General features: G+C 73.5%; 18 protein-coding genes and 2 pseudogenes. 8 read left to right on the forward strand and 12 right to left on the reverse strand.

Annotated elements, in window-relative coordinates; translation table 11 throughout:
* Positions 1 to 4: 4 nt before the first annotated feature.
* Complete coding sequence (locus ABT014_RS32245) at positions 5 to 676, reverse strand: hypothetical protein (RefSeq protein WP_350643028.1); 672 nt, start codon at positions 674 to 676, stop codon at positions 5 to 7.
* Positions 677 to 804: 128 nt separating this feature from the next.
* Here ABT014_RS32245 and ABT014_RS32250 point away from each other — a divergent pair, with 128 nt between their 5' ends.
* Positions 805 to 2,097, forward strand: coding sequence for a WD40 repeat domain-containing protein (locus ABT014_RS32250; RefSeq protein ID WP_350643030.1), 1,293 nt, complete (start codon positions 805 to 807; stop codon positions 2,095 to 2,097).
* A 170-nt stretch (positions 2,098 to 2,267) separates the two neighbouring features.
* Positions 2,268 to 2,792, forward strand: coding sequence for a GNAT family N-acetyltransferase (locus tag ABT014_RS32255; protein ID WP_350643032.1), 525 nt, complete (start codon positions 2,268 to 2,270; stop codon positions 2,790 to 2,792).
* A gap of 30 nt (positions 2,793 to 2,822) precedes the next feature.
* Here the strand turns inward: ABT014_RS32255 and ABT014_RS32260 are convergent, their stop codons facing one another.
* The 3 genes from ABT014_RS32260 to ABT014_RS32270 all read right to left on the reverse strand — a co-directional run bounded on the left by ABT014_RS32260 (position 2,823) and on the right by ABT014_RS32270 (position 4,625).
* Entirely contained in the window at positions 2,823 to 3,128 is a 306-nt protein-coding gene (locus tag ABT014_RS32260; protein ID WP_350643034.1) for a hypothetical protein, read from the reverse strand.
* Positions 3,129 to 3,313: 185 nt separating this feature from the next.
* Entirely contained in the window at positions 3,314 to 3,883 is a 570-nt protein-coding gene (locus ABT014_RS32265; protein ID WP_350643036.1) for a hypothetical protein, read from the reverse strand.
* Between the two features lie 133 nt (positions 3,884 to 4,016).
* The gene (locus tag ABT014_RS32270; RefSeq protein WP_350643038.1) at positions 4,017 to 4,625 is read right to left on the reverse strand and encodes a helix-turn-helix domain-containing protein; all 609 of its coding nucleotides are present in this window, start codon (positions 4,623 to 4,625) and stop codon (positions 4,017 to 4,019) included.
* Positions 4,626 to 4,711: 86 nt separating this feature from the next.
* On the opposite strand from ABT014_RS32270, the pseudogene ABT014_RS32275 reads away from it, so the two are divergent.
* Positions 4,712 to 5,352 (forward strand): annotated as a pseudogene (locus ABT014_RS32275) (class I SAM-dependent methyltransferase).
* Positions 5,353 to 5,397: 45 nt separating this feature from the next.
* On the forward strand, positions 5,398 to 5,898 hold the full coding sequence (locus ABT014_RS32280) for a DinB family protein (RefSeq protein WP_350643040.1): 501 nt from the start codon (positions 5,398 to 5,400) through the stop codon (positions 5,896 to 5,898).
* A 35-nt stretch (positions 5,899 to 5,933) separates the two neighbouring features.
* Here ABT014_RS32280 and ABT014_RS32285 read toward each other — a convergent pair whose 3' ends face one another.
* The 7 genes from ABT014_RS32285 to ABT014_RS32315 form a co-directional block, all read right to left on the reverse strand.
* Positions 5,934 to 6,296: a S24 family peptidase gene (locus ABT014_RS32285; RefSeq protein ID WP_350643042.1), complete on the reverse strand. Its 363-nt coding sequence runs from the start codon at positions 6,294 to 6,296 to the stop codon at positions 5,934 to 5,936.
* A gap of 54 nt (positions 6,297 to 6,350) precedes the next feature.
* Positions 6,351 to 7,517 (reverse strand): LuxR C-terminal-related transcriptional regulator, encoded by a 1,167-nt coding sequence (locus tag ABT014_RS32290; protein WP_350643044.1) that lies wholly within the window; start codon positions 7,515 to 7,517, stop codon positions 6,351 to 6,353.
* Positions 7,518 to 7,527: 10 nt separating this feature from the next.
* A complete protein-coding gene (locus ABT014_RS32295; RefSeq protein WP_350643045.1) occupies positions 7,528 to 7,959 on the reverse strand; it encodes an ester cyclase in 432 nt (143 codons plus the stop codon).
* Between the two features lie 145 nt (positions 7,960 to 8,104).
* Positions 8,105 to 8,743 carry a dihydrofolate reductase family protein gene (locus ABT014_RS32300; protein WP_350643046.1) on the reverse strand — a complete coding sequence of 213 codons (639 nt, stop codon included), beginning with the start codon at positions 8,741 to 8,743 and terminating at the stop codon, positions 8,105 to 8,107.
* Between the two features lie 486 nt (positions 8,744 to 9,229).
* Positions 9,230 to 9,844, reverse strand: coding sequence for a hypothetical protein (locus tag ABT014_RS32305; protein WP_350643048.1), 615 nt, complete (start codon positions 9,842 to 9,844; stop codon positions 9,230 to 9,232).
* Positions 9,845 to 10,126: 282 nt separating this feature from the next.
* Positions 10,127 to 10,516 (reverse strand): hypothetical protein, encoded by a 390-nt coding sequence (locus tag ABT014_RS32310; protein ID WP_350643049.1) that lies wholly within the window; start codon positions 10,514 to 10,516, stop codon positions 10,127 to 10,129.
* An 832-nt stretch (positions 10,517 to 11,348) separates the two neighbouring features.
* Entirely contained in the window at positions 11,349 to 11,963 is a 615-nt protein-coding gene (locus tag ABT014_RS32315) for a hypothetical protein (protein WP_350643051.1), read from the reverse strand.
* 278 nt (positions 11,964 to 12,241) lie between these two features.
* On the opposite strand from ABT014_RS32315, the pseudogene ABT014_RS32320 reads away from it, so the two are divergent.
* A pseudogene (locus ABT014_RS32320) lies at positions 12,242 to 12,336 on the forward strand.
* Positions 12,337 to 12,360: 24 nt separating this feature from the next.
* Here the strand turns inward: ABT014_RS32320 and ABT014_RS32325 are convergent.
* A complete protein-coding gene (locus ABT014_RS32325; protein WP_350643053.1) occupies positions 12,361 to 12,489 on the reverse strand; it encodes a hypothetical protein in 129 nt (42 codons plus the stop codon).
* A gap of 251 nt (positions 12,490 to 12,740) precedes the next feature.
* Between ABT014_RS32325 and ABT014_RS32330 the strand changes: the two genes are divergently transcribed.
* The 3 genes from ABT014_RS32330 to ABT014_RS32340 all read left to right on the forward strand — a co-directional run bounded on the left by ABT014_RS32330 (position 12,741) and on the right by ABT014_RS32340 (position 16,088).
* Entirely contained in the window at positions 12,741 to 13,955 is a 1,215-nt protein-coding gene (locus ABT014_RS32330) for a sensor histidine kinase (RefSeq protein WP_350643054.1), read from the forward strand.
* 53 nt (positions 13,956 to 14,008) lie between these two features.
* Positions 14,009 to 14,716: a response regulator gene (locus tag ABT014_RS32335; protein WP_350643055.1), complete on the forward strand. Its 708-nt coding sequence runs from the start codon at positions 14,009 to 14,011 to the stop codon at positions 14,714 to 14,716.
* A gap of 130 nt (positions 14,717 to 14,846) precedes the next feature.
* A complete protein-coding gene (locus ABT014_RS32340) occupies positions 14,847 to 16,088 on the forward strand; it encodes an alpha/beta hydrolase (RefSeq protein ID WP_350643057.1) in 1,242 nt (413 codons plus the stop codon).
* Positions 16,089 to 16,117: the final 29 nt, after the last annotated feature.

Below are 16,117 nucleotides of genomic sequence, written 5' to 3' on the forward strand. Positions count from 1 at the left end.
GGCGTCAGAGCGCGCCGGTCGCCGCGACCTCCCCGGTCAGCCCGGCGCGGGCCAGCACCCGGACGAGGGCGGGCCGGTCCAGCGGATCGTCGTAGCGGTTGGTCCGCCCCAGCCCTTCCAACAGCCGGCGCGGCTCCAGCCGGTACGCCTCCGCGTCGGCCAGCAGGCTCTCGGCCCCGGGGCCGTCCGGGGTGTCCTGGTGGTTCCTCAGTTCGGCCAGCACCTCGCCGCGGTCGATGAAGTAACTCATGCCGCAGTCCAGGCCGTCGTCGGCGAGGCCGTCCGGGTACGGCGCGCGGGCCCAGGCCCCCTGCTCGTACCAGTAGACGCAGCCGACCTCGCGCCCCTCGATCCGGTCGCGCAGCGTCTCGTACGGCAGCCAGTCAGGGCCGCCCGCCAGCACGTCGATCGCCGGCTCGAACCATTTGACCTCGCTCGCCTCGTCCTCGCCGTAGAGCACGAACCGGCCCTCGCCCTCCCGGGACAGCACCCACCAGGTGCAGCCGCTGTCGTCCCAGTGGAGGCCCTCGTCGTCGAGCCAGCGGCCGGTCCGGAACCGCGGCGGGTGCTCCTCGTAGGCGGTGGTCGCCTCGAGGGCGGCGAGCAGCGCCCAGCGCGCCCACAGCTCCTCGGCCGGTGGAAGGTCCTGCGGCTGTCCCGGCCGGTGAACGGTCATGTGGGCCCCCGATGGTGCGTTCTGATGGTGATCGCGGCAAACGATACGGTCCGCGACCGACACGAGCCTTCACCGAGCCCTGCCGGGTGGCGGCCGGTGCGTCGGTGCCGGCTGGTTGGATACACGGCATGGCGGAGGAACTGCGTGCGGACGGTAGTGGTGCTGAACTCGGCGAGGTGGACCGGCGGTTGGCGGATCCGGCGTTCCTGGTGAACTCGTTCTCCAGCCGGGTGGTGGGGCTGCTCCATCAGGCCGAGGCGCCGGCCGCCCGGCTGGCGGCGGCGGTGTACCGGCAGTCGGTCGACCTGCACCGCCAGGCCGGGGCGGCCGTCCGCCGGCAGGTGCTGGCCCTGGACGCCGCCCGGTTCGGTGACCGTGCGCTGGCGGCGCGGATCACGGCGGTCGCGGTACCGGGGGAGCCGGCCGCGCCTCGGGCCGTGACCTGGGCCACCGGTGCCGGGGTCGATCACCGGTTCTGGCCGCCGCAGGAGGGCCACGACGGCCCGAGCGTCGGCGCCCACCACGCCGGCCACGTGACGGCGGTGGCGACCGCGGTCCTGGACGGTCGGCCGCTCGCCGTCAGCGGCAGCGAGGACGGCACGGTCCGATGCTGGGACCTGTCCACCGGGGAACCCGTCGGCCGGCCGCTCACCGAGCCGGACGGCTGGGTGACGGCGCTCGCGATCGGCACGGCAGCCGGGCGCCGCGTCGCCGTGAGCGGGAGCCACGACGGGACGGTACAGGTCCGGGACCTGGCCACCGGCCGCACGGTCGGCACGCCGGGGACGTGCGGTACCGGCCCGGTGCCGGCGGTGGTGACGGCGGTCCTGGCCGGTCGGCCGGTCGCCGTCGCGGGCGGCGAGGACGGCTCGGTGCGGTGCTGGGACCTGACCACCGGCGAGCCGGTCGGCGAGCCCCTCACCGGGTACACCGACCGGGTGACCACGGTGGCGACGGCCGAGTTCGAGGGCCGACCCGTCGTGGTCACCGGGAGCCACGACGGTACGCTCCGCGTCCGGGACCTTGCGAGCGGCCGTGCGGTGGGCGGACCGCTGCCGGCCGACCGGGTGGAAGCGGTGGCGACGGCGGTCCTGGCCGGTCGGCCGGTCGCCGTCGCCGGCGGCGAGGACGGCACGGTCCGATGCTGGGACCTGAGCACGGGCGAGCCGGTCAGCGAGCCCCTGACCGGCCACGACGGCCGGATCCGTGCCTTGGCGACAACCGTCCTGGACGGCCGGCCGGTCGCCGTCAGCGGTGGCGACGACGGGACGGTGCGGGTCTGGGACCTGTCCGGAGGGCGGCAGCTCGGGCGGGAGTCGGTCTTCCCCTGCGGGATCCTCCGGCTGGCCACCGGGCCGGGCGGCCGGGTGGTGGCGGCCTTCGGCCACAACCTGGCGGTGCTGGCCCGGCCCTCGCCCTAGCCGCCGGCTGCTCAGGTCTCCCACCGGACGCCCAGGTGGCGGGATCTTGGCGGGTTCGGGCGTTCCCGCCACTCGTGGGGCGGCGTGGGGGGATCGGAGGATGGACCTCTCGCCGGTCAGGTCCCGCCGCCCGGACCTTGGCCCGTCCGGCCGACACGAGAGGTCCCCGCATGCCCGCCCTCGCTCCCCCTCCTCCTGCCGGTGCCGCAGTCATCCGCGCGGCCACCACGACCGACCTGCCGGCGATCGCCCGGCTGTGCGCGGCCCACGCCGCCTTCGAGCGCGCCGACCCCGTGCCCGACGATCTCGCCACCCGCCTGGAACCGCTGCTGTTCTCGGCAGACCCCAGGGCGTGGTGCCTCGTCGTCGACCACGGGGGCGAGGTGGTCGGCTACGCCACGTTCTCCCGCGAGTTCTCCACCTGGCGGGCGAGCGAGCACGCCCATCTGGACTGCCTGTTCGTCACCGAGGCGCACCGCGGCCACGGGTGGGGACGGGCCCTGCTCGACGCCGTACGGGAGGCGGCCGCAGCCCACGGCGTCACGGAGGTCCAGTGGCAGACCCCCGAGTGGAACACCGACGCCATCCGCTTCTACCGGCGTGCCGGGGCCCGGGGCCGCCCCAAGGTCAGGTTCTTCCTCCCCACCCACCCCGCGACGGCCGCCCGGGCCGCACCTCCCACCGGCAACGGGTAGACCGTGACCTGGTGCTCCGGCGCCCGCGGCTCAGCCCGCGGCCGGCGCGGCCGGCGCGGCCGTGGCGCCTGGGCGTGGGGCGGCCCGGCAGATGCTGCACGGGTGCCAGTGCGGCGGCCACCAGGGCTGGTCGGGCCCGGTGCTCCGGTGCGGAGCGACGGTCATGTCGGCGGTGTCCCGACCGCACAGGGTGACGGAACCGCAGGCGCCCGCTGCGTCCGCCGCTGCGGCGTGCGCCTGGCGCACCGGGTCCGGCGGGTCGGCAGGCCTGCGGTCGGGCCCGAGGAGCCGCACGTTCGCGGGATGGTCCAGTTCCAGCACGACGAGGATGTCCATCCCCTCACGGTGGCTGCCGGACGGCTCGGCCGCACGCGCACGTGCCATTCGGTCCAGCCGGGCCGCCGCCGGCACGGGCGCAGGCCCCGCGAGCGGTGGCGCTCCGGCCGCGCACCCGGGGCGCCACCGCCGGGGCCGGCGGTCGGCGGTCGGTGCCCGCCCATCGCACCGTGCTCGGGTACCGGTCAGCGGCCGAACAGCCTGCGCAGGCCGCGGCGTTCGGGCTTGTCCTGCGGGGTCGACCGGGCCGGGCGGGTGGCCGCGGCGGGGTCGGGTTCCGACTCGGCCAGGACGTCCACCACGGCGGTCAGGAAGCCGGACAGATCGGATGCCGGGCCGGGGCCCAGGTTGAGGTGGCTGCCGTCCGCCCATTCGCCGAGCACCGTGTACGTCTCCCCGGTGAACGGGTTCACCGCCAGCTCCAGGGTGAAGTACCGGCAGTGGTCGGCGCCGCCCGGCTGGACGACGGCGGTGAAGTACGCCTCCGCCGGTGCGGCGGGCCGCGGCAGCTCGACCACCAGCAACCGGTGCGGGCCCAGCAGGAACAGGTTCGCCCGCAGGCCGTCGCTCGGCAGCCGGTCCGCAGCGGGGAGTCGCTCGCCGAAATCCTTCCAGAGGGAGACCAGACCGGGGACGAAATCGTACTCGGGGTCGGCGTCGAGCATCCGCGGCCCGGGGTCCCGGGCGAGGTCGGCGAGCACCCTGTGCGCGAAGCGGTAGTGGTGCGGCCGGGGGTCGTTGTTCGCGAGGTCCATGCGCGGAAGTATGCCGATCACACCGGGACGGTGGGAATTACCTTTCACGGTGTCAGTTCCTGGACGGACGGGTGCGGGCGCAGCTCGGCGGCCGGCGGGACGGTGCCCCCGATCGCGTACGGCACCCGTGAACTCACCGCCGGCTACCGGCCGGTGGCGACCCGCGGTGGTCGGTGTGCAGGTGGGCGCGTACTCCTTGCAGGCCGAACAGGACGAGCAGTTCCACCGCGCCGCCGTCGGCGCTGCCCAGCCAGTGGGGCAGGGACGTGTCGAACTCGGCCGCCTCACCGGGCGGCAGCGTCAGGTCCCGGTCGCCGATCACGAGTCGCAGGCGTCCGTCGAGCACGTAGAGCCACTCGACACCTTCGTGACTCTGCGGGGTCGGTGCGAGCGGTCGCGGCACGGCGGGGATGACCATCTTGAACGCGTGCACCCCGCCCGGCCGCCGGGACAAGGGGACGAACGTCATCCCGAACCGTCCGATCGGCCGGGGATGGATCCGCGGGTCGCCGGTGCGCGGGGCACCGACGAGGTCGTCCAACGGGACCTCGAAGATGCGGGCCAGCGGGAGCAGCAACTCCAGGCTCGGCCGGCGCTTGCCGCTCTCCAGTCGGGACAGGGTGCTCTGCGACACGCCCGTCGTCGCCGCGAGGTCGGCGAGGGTGATGCCGCGGGCCTGGCGCGGCGCGCGCAGACGCGGTCCCAGCGCGTCGAGTACGTCGTCGTCCGTCGTGCGATCCATCGGACCATCTTGCCGAAACCGCAAGATTCCGTGCCGGTCCGTGGGCGCGTCGCAAGACTGGCGGCTCACCGACACGAGGAGTCCTGATGAGCACCACCGATGCTGCCGCCTTCTGGGACGGCGTTTACGGCGCCCGCCCGGCGGCCGACGGCCCCCGGCCGAACGCCCGCCTCACCGAGAACGTGACGGGCCTGCCGCCGGGCGACGTACTGGATCTGGGATGCGGCGACGGCGGCGACGCGCTCTGGCTCGCCGGCCGGAGCTGGAACGTCACCGCCGTCGACATCTCGGCCGTGGCGGTCGGGCGGCTCACCGCCCTCGCCCGCTCCCACGGCCTGGGCGACCGCATCACCGCGGCACGGCACGATCTGCACGGCACGATCTGCACGGCTCCTTCCCGCCCGGTGAGTTCGACCTGATCTGCGCCCACTACCTGCAGACCCCGGCCGAGCTGGACCGGCCGGCCGTCCTGCGCGCGGCCGCCAGGGCAGTGCGGCCGGGCGGTCGGCTGCTGGTCGTCGACCACGGCTCGGTCGCGCCGTGGTCCTGGAACCAGGATCCCGACCTCTCCTACCCCGGCCCGCAGAAGGTCGCCGCGGATCTCGAGCTGGACCCGCGGACCTGGACGGTCGAGCGGGCCGACGCACCCCGCCGGATCGCGACCGGACCGGACGGGCGGACCGCCGAGGTCACCGACCACGTCCTGCTCGTCCGCCGCACCGCCTGACCGGGTGGCCGGCGCCCCGCACCCGACCACAGGAGGAAGTCCCCGATGCCCGGAACCACCCGTCACCACGATCGCCACGACACCCCGCCGCCCTGGACCGGGGCCGAGGAGGCCGCCGTCCTGCGTGGTTTCCTCGACCACCTGCGGGCCTCGATCGCCGCGAAGGTCGACGGCGTCCCCGAGCCGCAGGTGCGAACGGCCGGGGTGCCGTCGGGCACCAACCTGCTCGGCCTGCTCAACCACCTGACGTCCGTGGAGCGTTCGCTGTTCCTCGGCGAGGACGTCGCCGACTGGCGGGCGACGTTCGACGCCGCCCCGACGGACAGCGTGGCCGACGTCCTCGCCCGCTACCGGGACACCGTCGAACGCGCGAACGAGGTCCTCGACGGATGCACCGACCTGGGGGCGCCGGTGCCCCGGCGGCGGCCGGACCGTCCCGCCCCGAGCATCCGCTGGGCGCTCACCCACATGATCGAGGAGACCGGCCGGCACGCCGGCCACGCGGACATCCTGCGCGAACTCCTCGACGGCACGACCGGCCGCTGATCCGCACATTCTTCCTGGCCCCGCGGTGCTCGCGTTCAGGACGGGTCGCGGGAGGTGGCCCGCGTCTTGCCCGCGGCACCGGCCCGGGAGATCCCGTCGACCGCGACACAGATGCCGAACACCCGGTCGTGGCCGGTCCAGCCGTTGACCCGGCCCCGGTTGTTGCTGATCTGCACCCGCCTCCTGGCGGGGTCGAGCGACGACACCAGGTGCAGGTACACGGTGCCGGCGACCCGGGCGAGGACGATGTCGCCGACCTCGAGCTTCGAGGGGTCGGCGGGGGAGACCACCACCAGCTGCCGACTGCGGATCAGCGGGACCATCGAGGAACCGCTCGGCCGGAACTCCACGGTGGCCCCGGCGCCAACCCTGGCGGCCACTGCGTCCAATGCACCCATCCGGCGATCGTCGCAGATCCGGCCGGTGCGGCCCACGGCTTTCTCGCCGGTACGTCAGGTGGTCGACGGCGGTTCTCCGGAAGCCGCCGAGCCCGGCGGCAGCGTACGTCGCGACCGCGGGGCGGACGGGGACACCTCGGTGCCCGGCCCGGTCGCCGTCCGGGGGGACAGGACCGCGGCGATCAGTTCCCGGCGGCTGCTCACGCCGAACCGGGAGAAGACGGCCGTCAGATGCTCCTGGACGGTGTAGGCGGACACGTGGAGCCGGCCGACGATGTCCCGGGTGGAGCAGCCCTGCAGCACCAGCGCGGTGACCCGGCTCTGCGCCGGGGTGAGGCCGTGCGCGGCCAGCAGCAGCGAACCGACCTCGGCGGCGGGTGCCGGCTCGACGACCACGCCGATCTGGGCGCCCGCGCGGCCCCGCAGCTGGGTGGCGTGCAGGGCAAGCCACTGCCCGTCGGCGGTCCGGATCCGGACGGAGCCGGTAGGCGGTTCCGCGTCCGGGGGCGTGTCGTCCGGCCGGGCCAGCCGGGCCGCCACCGCGTGGACGGCCATCGGCAGCCCCGCGACGTCGGGCCCCGGGAGGCGGGCGAGCCATCGCTCGGCGTCCGGGCTGATCGAGACGGGCGTCAGGTCCTGGTCGAGGACGACGATGCCGGGAGCACCCGCTGTCCCGGGGCCCTCAGCGATCAGCGTCCGGTGGACGACGGTGCGGCGCAGGCCCTCGGCCAGGTGCGGGGCGACCTTGCGCAGCACGGCGAGGTCGGTTCCGGAGAACCCGGCGTCGGCGTCCGCCCGGTGCAGGCACAGGACGCCCCAGCACTCCTGCCCCGCGACCAGCGCGGCCCGGAGCTCGTCACCGAGTCCCAGGCCGGCCATGATCTCGCGGTAGCGGGCGCTGGCGGACCGCTGCCCCCGGGTCGCCCGGTCCAGCGTCATCACCGGCTCCGGTCCGTGGGCGAGCGCGGCGAACTTGTTGACGTCCGCACGGCCGAATTCGTTGTCCAGGAAGAGCTCCGCGGCGCCGGCCAGCGGCTCCTGCGTGGTGACCGAGGTGAACAGCAGGGTCGCCGGGTCGACGGCGGCGAAGAACGCGGCCTCGACCGGCAGGATGCCGGGCAGGCGGCGCATCACCTCGTCGGTGAGCCCGGCCAGGTCCAGATCGGCGTAGCAGCTGTCGATCAGCCGCTCGACGTGGCGCTCCTGGACGACCGTGGCCATGACTACCAGGCTACGCCGGTGCCAACTCCGGTACGAGCCCGAGCCGGCGCAGCAGGCCGAGCTCGTCCAGCCGCCCCCAGCGTTCCACGATCCGGCCGTCCCGCACGCGAAAGACGTTGATCCCTTTGAGCGCGACCGTGTGCCCGTCGCCCGCGACGCCCATCAACTCCCCGTGCCGGGTGCCGGAGGCGGTGAAGATCTCGACGACCAGGTCGCCCTCGCCGACCAGGAAGCCCTGATCGGAATGCCAGTCGGGACAGGCCTGACGGAACAGGGCGGCCGCGCCGCGCATGCCCTCCCGGTCGGGTCCGGCGCCGAGGGGCGGGTCGTGGTCGACGAAGTCCTCCGCCAGGTAGGTGTCGACGGCTGACAGGTCGCCCCGGGTGAACAGCGCGTCGATGAATGCGGTCACTGTCTGCTTGTTCTGTTCGATGGTGTCCATGCGACCAGCCTCGGCGGATCCGGTCCCGTCCGGTACCCCAGTTTCCTGGGGTACCGCGCTCGAGGGTGCCCGGCCCGTCCTGCGGGTTCCCCCGGGGGTTGCGACACCGGAGGGGGGATCCGGTGTCGCACCCGTCAGCGCCGGGTCACGGGGTGTCGTCCCCGAGTCCGCGGTCGGGCGCGCTCATGTCGCCGGTCCTGGGGGTGCCGTCGGCGAGGCCGTACCGCAGGTAGACCGTGCCCTGCGGGCCGGCCGCCGGGGGTTCGAGGAGGGAGAGGTTCGTGGGCACCGCGCCGCCGTCGAACACCTTCTTCCCTACGCCGAGCGTGATCGGGTGCAACCAGAGGTCGAGACGGTCGAAGAGCTTGTCGCGCAGGAGGGTCTGCACCAGGTCCAGGCTCCCGACGACCTTCACGTTCTCGTGCCGGTCCCGGACCTCGCGCACCGCGGCCGGGAGGTCGGGGCCGAGCTGCGTGGATCCGGCCCACGGGAGGTCGGGGTTGCCGCGGGAAGCCACGTACTTGGGGACGCGGTTGAAGAGCTCGGCGATCTCGCCGTCCTTCTGGTGCGGCCAGTAGGCGGCGAAGATGTCGTAGGTCCGCCGGCCGAGCAGGAGGGCGTCGGTGCCCTCGTACGCGGCGACGATCCGGGCTCCGGTGGACTCGTCGATCAGGGGTGCCTGCCAGCCGCCGTACGGGAACCCGACCGGGTCCTCGTCGGGTCCGCCGGGCGCCTGTCCGACGAGGTCGAGGGTGGCGAACAGCTCGATATGGATGAGGCCCATTGTCTGTACTCCCGATACGTGGTCGTCCTGGTCGTCCTGGTCGAGATGTAGACCCGTCGGGGCCGGAACGCCCCTCGGCGCGCCGACACCCGGTACGGGTACCCCCGACCGCCTCGCACACCCCGGGCCGCTGGAGCCTCCGGCTGTCCGGCTCACCGCACACCGGGCCCCGGCCGACGCCCTCGACCCGTACGGCGGCTCGTACCGTCGGCCCTCTTGTCATCCTGCCGTTCGGCCGCCACGCTCGGAACCCTCGGAGCCACGCCGGACTCGACACCGTGGGGGACCAGTGGACGACACCACCCGCCCGAACCGGCGAGGCGCGCTCGGCTGCTTGCTCGCCATCCTCGTCCTGGTCGCCGTCATCGCCTTCCTCGTATGGGCCTGGCACCAGCCGGGCGGGAACACTCCCAGCTACTGGCACTGAGCCCGACGTCCGCCGACCGGTCCGCCGGCCGGCCGACGTGCGTCGCGGTGGTCGCGGGCTCACTCCCGAACGTGCTCCGACCAGTCACCCCAGAAGCGATAGGCACGGCCGTCACCGAGGTACTCGCCACCGCCGGGAACAACATCCCCGTGGTACGGATACTGGGCTGTCACCGCCGCCAGCAGGAATTCCAGGAAGCCGCCCTCGAACAGGTCCCATTCCCGCATCGAGTGGAACTTGGCGGCGACCGGCCAGCGGTCCGGGTCCGGGCCCCGCATCAGCCAGAAGAACTGGTCCGAACTGTAGTTGTTGCCCCACTTCAGCAGCCCGCCCTCGGCCGGGAACAGCGGGTACGGGCACTCGTCGTGGTCCCCGTCCCGGTAGGCCTGGGCCAGCATGGCGCAGTATCCGTAGGGCTCCGTCGTGAAGTACAGGAACCCCTCGAAGCCGAGCGGCTGCCCGATCTTGGGACTGGGCGCCGCCGAAGGTGTGTAGATGTGCAGCTCGTCCCTGATGCTGGCCATCCCGTACCGGTCGGCGAACGCCCGGTAGTCCGCGGGTAGTTGGAATCCGAGCGCCTCGGGCGCCCGTTCCCAGGGGACCGGGACCACACCGCCCTCGGGCGGCGGCCCGATCACCGCGCCGAGCCGGTCCAGCATCTCCGCAATGCCCACGTCCGCTCCCCATCAACCGCCTGCCTCGACGGAGGCTATCCGTCACCGCTGACACCGAGGACGGTAGGCCGCTACCGGCGGTCTCCAGGGCGCATCGGTGTTTCGCCCGCGGTCGCGGTCGCAGCCGCGGACCGGTCGACCGCAGGGGCGCCTCAACGCCCGGTGCTGCGCCGCGGAGTCCCGACGACCGTCGGCATGACCCACCCCTGGCCGCGCTCACACCAAGCGGGTGGCCCCGTTACCCCAGCAACGGGGTACGGGGCCACCACGAGCTGCCGAGCGTCAGCAGTGAGGCACGCCGGGCACGGCGTGGAACGCTCCGGCGCCGTCGACGAACGGCGCGAAGGTCCAGGCCGAACCGACCCCGGTGGTCTGGCCGTTCTGGTAGACGAACGTGGTGTGGTACCAGACGTCGCCGGCGGTGCCGACGTAGTCGCCGGCCACCCAGCAGTCGGCCCAGACGAAGTCGCCGTTCGACAGGAGCGTGTTGGTCGGGTAGTTCTGGGTGGCGTCGCCGAAGACACGCGCGTGGTAGCTGGTGTTCAGCTTGATCCACTGCGGGGCGGAGCCGTGGTTGTTCGGGTTGGGGTCGGCGGACGCCTGCGAGGTCACGCCGAGGGCGGCCGCCCCGGCCAGGGCGAGCGCGGAGAGCGCCTTGATCGTACGGTTCATGACGGTGGTTCCCCCGTGTCGTCTCGGTCCTCCGTATGGGACCGGTCGGGATGAGCAAACCGCAGCGCGGTCGGGCGGTCCAAGCAGCAATCCGGACAGGATCCCGTTCCCGCGATCCGACCGGGGCGGGCTGAGGGAAGTGGCTGCTCCGCGCGCCGCCGGCGGGCGGCAAGCCCGGCGGCGGCCAGTGGGCCCCTGGGGCGTACGGTGAAGGCGGGGGCAGGTCAGGGTGTGGCGCCCTGACCCTGGGGACGCCGCGCCGGCGGCCGATAACGAGCGCTCCCGCAGCTCGACTTACTGTTCCGGAGCCGGCCGCTCCCGATCGCTTTGCCCGCCCGAGGGAGCAGCTGTTGCAAAGCTTGACCCGGCCCCCGCTGCTACCTGGGAGCGGCCGGCCGCACCCTGGTCACCAGGTGGGCCCGCGGTTGACTGGCAGTGGGCCGTCGTCGAGATCCTGCGGCTCGCAGGCAGTCCCTACGGCACCCATGCGCTCACGAACCGGCTTGCCCATCCGAACCATCCGGCCTTCGTAGCTACGGGGCCCGATCGCAGGCAAGCCGCCAGAAGTGGTCGGCAAAGGATCTCGGCGCACCCGTGAGGCTCCTGGCGTGTCACATCGTCAGCCTTGACCCATCGCCCATGAAGGGCCGTCCGGGGGTAGCGGAGAATGCAGTGCATCCCCGAGCTGCACCAGAGGTCCTGCCTTCATGCGCGGCACGCGACAAGACCACCCGCCCGAGCTGCTGCAATCGAACCCATGCCCGCCGCGATCGGCACGACAACGCCTGGCCAGGTCACCTGGCGGGAGCCGGCCGTTGACCGTGTTCGCGGTTCACTCCCGAAGGTTCTTCGACCAGTCACCCCGAGGGCGATAGACACGGCCATCACCGACCTGCTTGATCCCGCCGGGAACAACGTCCCCATGGTACGGATACTGTTCCGTCACCGCCGCCAGCAGGAACTCCAGGAAGCCACCCTCGAACAGGTCCCACTCCAGCATCGAGTCGAATTTGGCAGCGACCGGCCACCGGTCGGGGTCCGGGCCCCGCATCAGCCAGAAGAAGTGGTCGGAGTTGTAGTTGTTGGCCCATTTCAGCAGCCCGCCCTCGGCCGGGAACAGCGGATACGGGCACTCGTCGCAGTCCCCGTCCCGGTATGCCTGGGCCAGCATGGCGCAGTATCCGTAGGGGTCCGTCGTGAAGTACAGGAATCCCTCGAAGCCGGATGGCTGCCCGATCTTGGGACTGGGCGCCGCCGATGGTGTGTAGATGTGCAGCTCGTCGCTGATGCTGACCATCCCGTACCGGTCGGCGAACGCCCGGTAGTCCGAGGGCAGCTGGAAGCCGATCGCCGCGGGTGCGAGCTCCCACGGAACCGGGACCACCCCGTCCGCAGGCGGCGGCCCGATCACCACGCTGAGTCGATCCAGCGTCTCCTCGATGTCCATGCCCACTCCCGTCGGTCGCCCATTCCCGCCGGAGGCTATCTGTCTGCGGTGACACCGCAGGTGGTAGGGCCCAGGTCGGCGGTGTCCTGGTGCCCGAACCGTGCGGAAGGCTCCATTTCGATGCTCACCCGGCCGAGACAGCAGACTCGAACTCACGATCGCCAAGATCGATTGAGCAAAAGCTACTCAGACCTGTTGCTGTCAGGCGGGCATCAGGGCCCGGTCAGTGGCTCGGGGCATCCTGAGAACACGACAGGGAGCCGGCAGCTCCCCGTCAGGGAGAGGTGCCCGGAGCGGTTCATCGGGTGCCTGGCCAGCGATGGCCGAGCAGGGTCCCCTGGGGCCCGCGCAGGTTCGAATCCTGCCCTCTCCGCCTGTGATCTTCCCCGGGCGACGATCACCCGGCAGCCGCGGCCGCGTCGGGGCGGCCCACGGTGTCCTTGACGCCGTCGCGCGGGGGAGCCATCGCCGTCATGGCGGCGCCCGCGAGCAAGGCGGCGCTGAGCCCGTACTCGATCGCCGTCACCCACCGCTGATGACCGCCCCGACGCCGGCCGCGCTCGGCCTGCGCCGAACCGCAGAGCGTCGATCGGCGGTCCGCGGCGCCAAGGGCCAGGGCCACGCAGCCGAGCGCTCCGAATGCGGCCCGGCCCTGCCGACGGCACCGGGCCGGGAACACGCCGCCCGGGAGCGGCCCGGCCGCCCCGTCACGGTCGATGCCGGCGCCGGGTGCGTGCGACGAAGTGCGAGGATGACCCGGTGCCCCGAGTCGAACGTGTGTCAGCCGCCACCGGCTTCGCGAGGGCGGTGTTCCACGACCTGCTGTCCGCAGCCCCGCAACCCCTTCCGCCGATGGCGTGGCCCCGGGCGTTGCGATGGCTGCCGCACACCCTCGTCCTGCTGGCCGCAGGCGCCCTCTGCGCCACGGGCGCGGACGCGACCGCCCGCGGGCTGGCGATCCTCCACGCCGCCACCCTGGTCCTCGGGCTGCACCGACCGGTTCCCGCCTGGTGGCTGTCGGTCGCGATCGCGGTCGGCCTGACAATAAGTCACCCACCTTCCCCGGAGAACGAGTTGTGGGCCTGGGTCGTGCTGAGCGGCTCCGTCTTCCTGCTCGTACTGCGCAACCGGCACGGTTCCGCGGTGGCGGCTGCCCTGATCAGTGCGCTGGCGGCGTTCGGTCTGCACCTGGCGGGCATCGGTACGTCCTGGCCGGTCCAGTACACCGGCGTGCTGCTCGCGGTCGCCGTGCTGCTCGGCGCGGTCCTGCGAGGCCGGCGGGTGGACCGGGAGAAGCTGGCCGAGCAGCAGGCCGCCACCGCGCGGGAACGCGCCCACCGGACCCTCCTGGAGGAACGGGCCCGGATTGCAAGGGAGTTGCACGATGTCGTCGCCCACCACATGTCCCTCGCTGCCATCCAGGCGGATGCCGCCCCGCACCGGGTCCAGGACCCGCCCGAGGAGTTGGTCGACGCGTTCCGCGCCATCCGGGGCAGCGCACTCGAAGCCCTCACCGAACTGCGGCACGTCCTCGGTGTGCTGCGCATCGAGTCCGCCGCCCCGGCCGACCCGTCGCCCCAGCCGACCCTCGACCGGATCGACGACCTGTTCGCCGATGTCCGCGCGGCCGGCACACCGGTGACGGCACGGGTCACCGGGCGCAGTGGCCCGCTGCCGCCGAGCCTCGAACTGTCCGCGTTCCGGATCGTCCAGGAAGCGCTCAGCAACGTGCTGCGCCACGCCCCGGGCGCGAAGGCCGAGGTCGAGATCGTCCACACGGACGCCGCGCCGCGCCTGCGGATACTCAACGGCCCGCCGGGGCGCGGTGCCGTCCCGCCGGCCGGCGAGGCAGGTGGCGGCCACGGCGTGCTCGGCATGCGGGAGCGCGCCGCGATCCTCGGCGGGGAGCTCACGGCGGGCCCGACGCCGGACGGCGGGTACGAGGTCGCGGCTCTGCTGCCGGCCGCGGCGGTGCGGTCCACGGTCGGCTGATCCCTCGCGGGCGGCCGATCCGCCGGGGTCACCGGACGCCCTAGGGTGGCCGGATGACCGACGTGATACCCGCGCCGACGCCCCCGCCCCGTACCAGGGTGCTCCTCGCCGACGACCAGGCCATGATCCGCGAGGCCTTCTCGATCCTGCTCGGAACCCACCGCGACCTCGAGGTCGTCGGAGCGGCGTCGAACGGGACCGACGCCGTGACGCTGGCCGAGGAACTGCGGCCGGACGTGGTCGTGATGGACGTTCGGATGCCCGGGCTCGACGGCATCGAGGCGACCCGCCGGATCACGGGGACCCCTGGACTCGACACCAGGATCCTGGTGCTGACCACCTTCGACCTCGACGAGTACGTGTACGCGGCGCTGCGCGCCGGCGCGGCCGGCTTCCTGCTCAAGGACGCCTCGGGTGTCCAACTCGCCGAAGCCGTCCGGGTCGTGGCCGCCGGAGAGGCACTGCTGTCGCCGAACCTCACCAGACGGCTGATCGCGGAGTTCGCCCGCCTGGAGGGCGCACCCCGCCCGCCCGCGCAGGCCCGGGTCGACCGCCTCACCGAACGCGAGACCGAGGTGCTCACCCTGGTCGCCCAGGGCCGGTCCAACGCGGAGATCGCCGCCGTGCTCGTCGTCGCCGAACAGACCGTCAAGACCCACGTCGGCCGCATCCTGCACAAGCTGCAGCTGCGTGACCGCACCCAGGCAGCGGTCTTCGCGTACGAGAGCGGGCTGGTCACCCCCGGCGGGGCCCACGGATAGCGCCCGGCGCGTCGTACCGCGTCATACCTGAGAGCCACGCCGCGAGGTGGCTCCGCAGCGGGACGTGGGGCACGCGCGGCGGTCCATAGGTTTCTCCAGCAGAACGACGAACCCGCTGGAGGAAACAGTGATGGACCCGGTTACGGACCCGGCCACCGGGACGAGCGCGCCCACGGAGCCCCGCCGAGGGCGGCGCGGGGCGGCGGGCCGGCTGATCCGCGCGGCGTCGGCCGTGCTCGCCACCTTGCTGGCGTTTCTGACGGGTGCGATCGTGCTCGGCGCGTACATCCCGGCCATCCCCAAGGCCGGAGTGATCGGCCCGGTGCTCGCCGGGCAGTATCCGTTCCTGGTCGCGCTGCTCGGGCTGGTCGGCGTCCTGCTGTCACTGCCCGCCGCACGCGGCGGGCCGGTGCGCTGGGGACGCACGGTGGCTCTCGTCACCGCGACGAGCACGGTCGCGGCCCTGACGATCGCCGGGGTCCAGGTCCGTGCGGCCACCCGGGCGGGGGCCGACATCTCCTGGAGCGAGGTGTTCACCGAACTCTCCTACCCCGACGACGAACCCGACGACCGGCAGACGTACGCCGCCCCGGGCGGCCGGCCGCTCGCCGTCGACGCGTACCTGCCGGACGCGTACCTGCCGGACGCGGCCGCCGACCGGACCGCTCCGGCCGTCGTGCTGGCCCACGCGGGCGGCTTCCACACCTTCGACCGGAGCGACCTGCGGGGCACGGCCCGCTGGCTGGCCGAGCACGGCGTCGCCGCGTTCGCCGTCGACTACCGGCTGGCCACCCCCACCGCACCGACCTGGGACCAGGCCCCGCAGGACCTGGTCTGCGCGCTCGGCTGGCTGCGCGGCAACGCCGACCGCTACCACGTCGACCCCGGGCGGATCGCGATCGGCGGCATGTCGGCGGGCGGCACCCTTGCCCTGGACGCCGCCTACCGGCTGGCCAACGGCACCATCACCTCAAGCTGCGGCACCACCCCGGCGCCCCCCGCCGCCGCGGTCGGCTTCTACCCGGGCCCGGACGTCACCGAGATGTGGCAGCGGGACGTGGCCGGTACCCGCGAGGCGGCGACCCTGTTCACCGGCGGCTCCCCGGAGCAGTACCCCGACCGCTACCGCGAGGTTTCGCCGTCGGCCGCCGTCCGCCCCGGCCTGATGCGCACCCTCCTGGTGGTGGGCGACCGCGACCGCAGCACCCCGCCCGCGGGAGTCCGCCGGTTCGCCGACTCGTTGCGGGCCGAGCGGGTCGACGTCCGGCTGGAGGTGCTGCCGTTCGCCGACCACGCCTTCGACGACGCGTACGGCAGCATCACCTCGGCGACCGGCCGCCGGATCCTGCTGGACTTCCTCACCGCCTCCTGACGATGGCGGCAAGCGGCTGATGCGCCATG

Origin of the sequence: Kitasatospora sp. NPDC094015, from assembly GCF_040304075.1 — a bacterium.
GTDB lineage: Bacteria > Actinomycetota > Actinomycetes > Streptomycetales > Streptomycetaceae > Kitasatospora.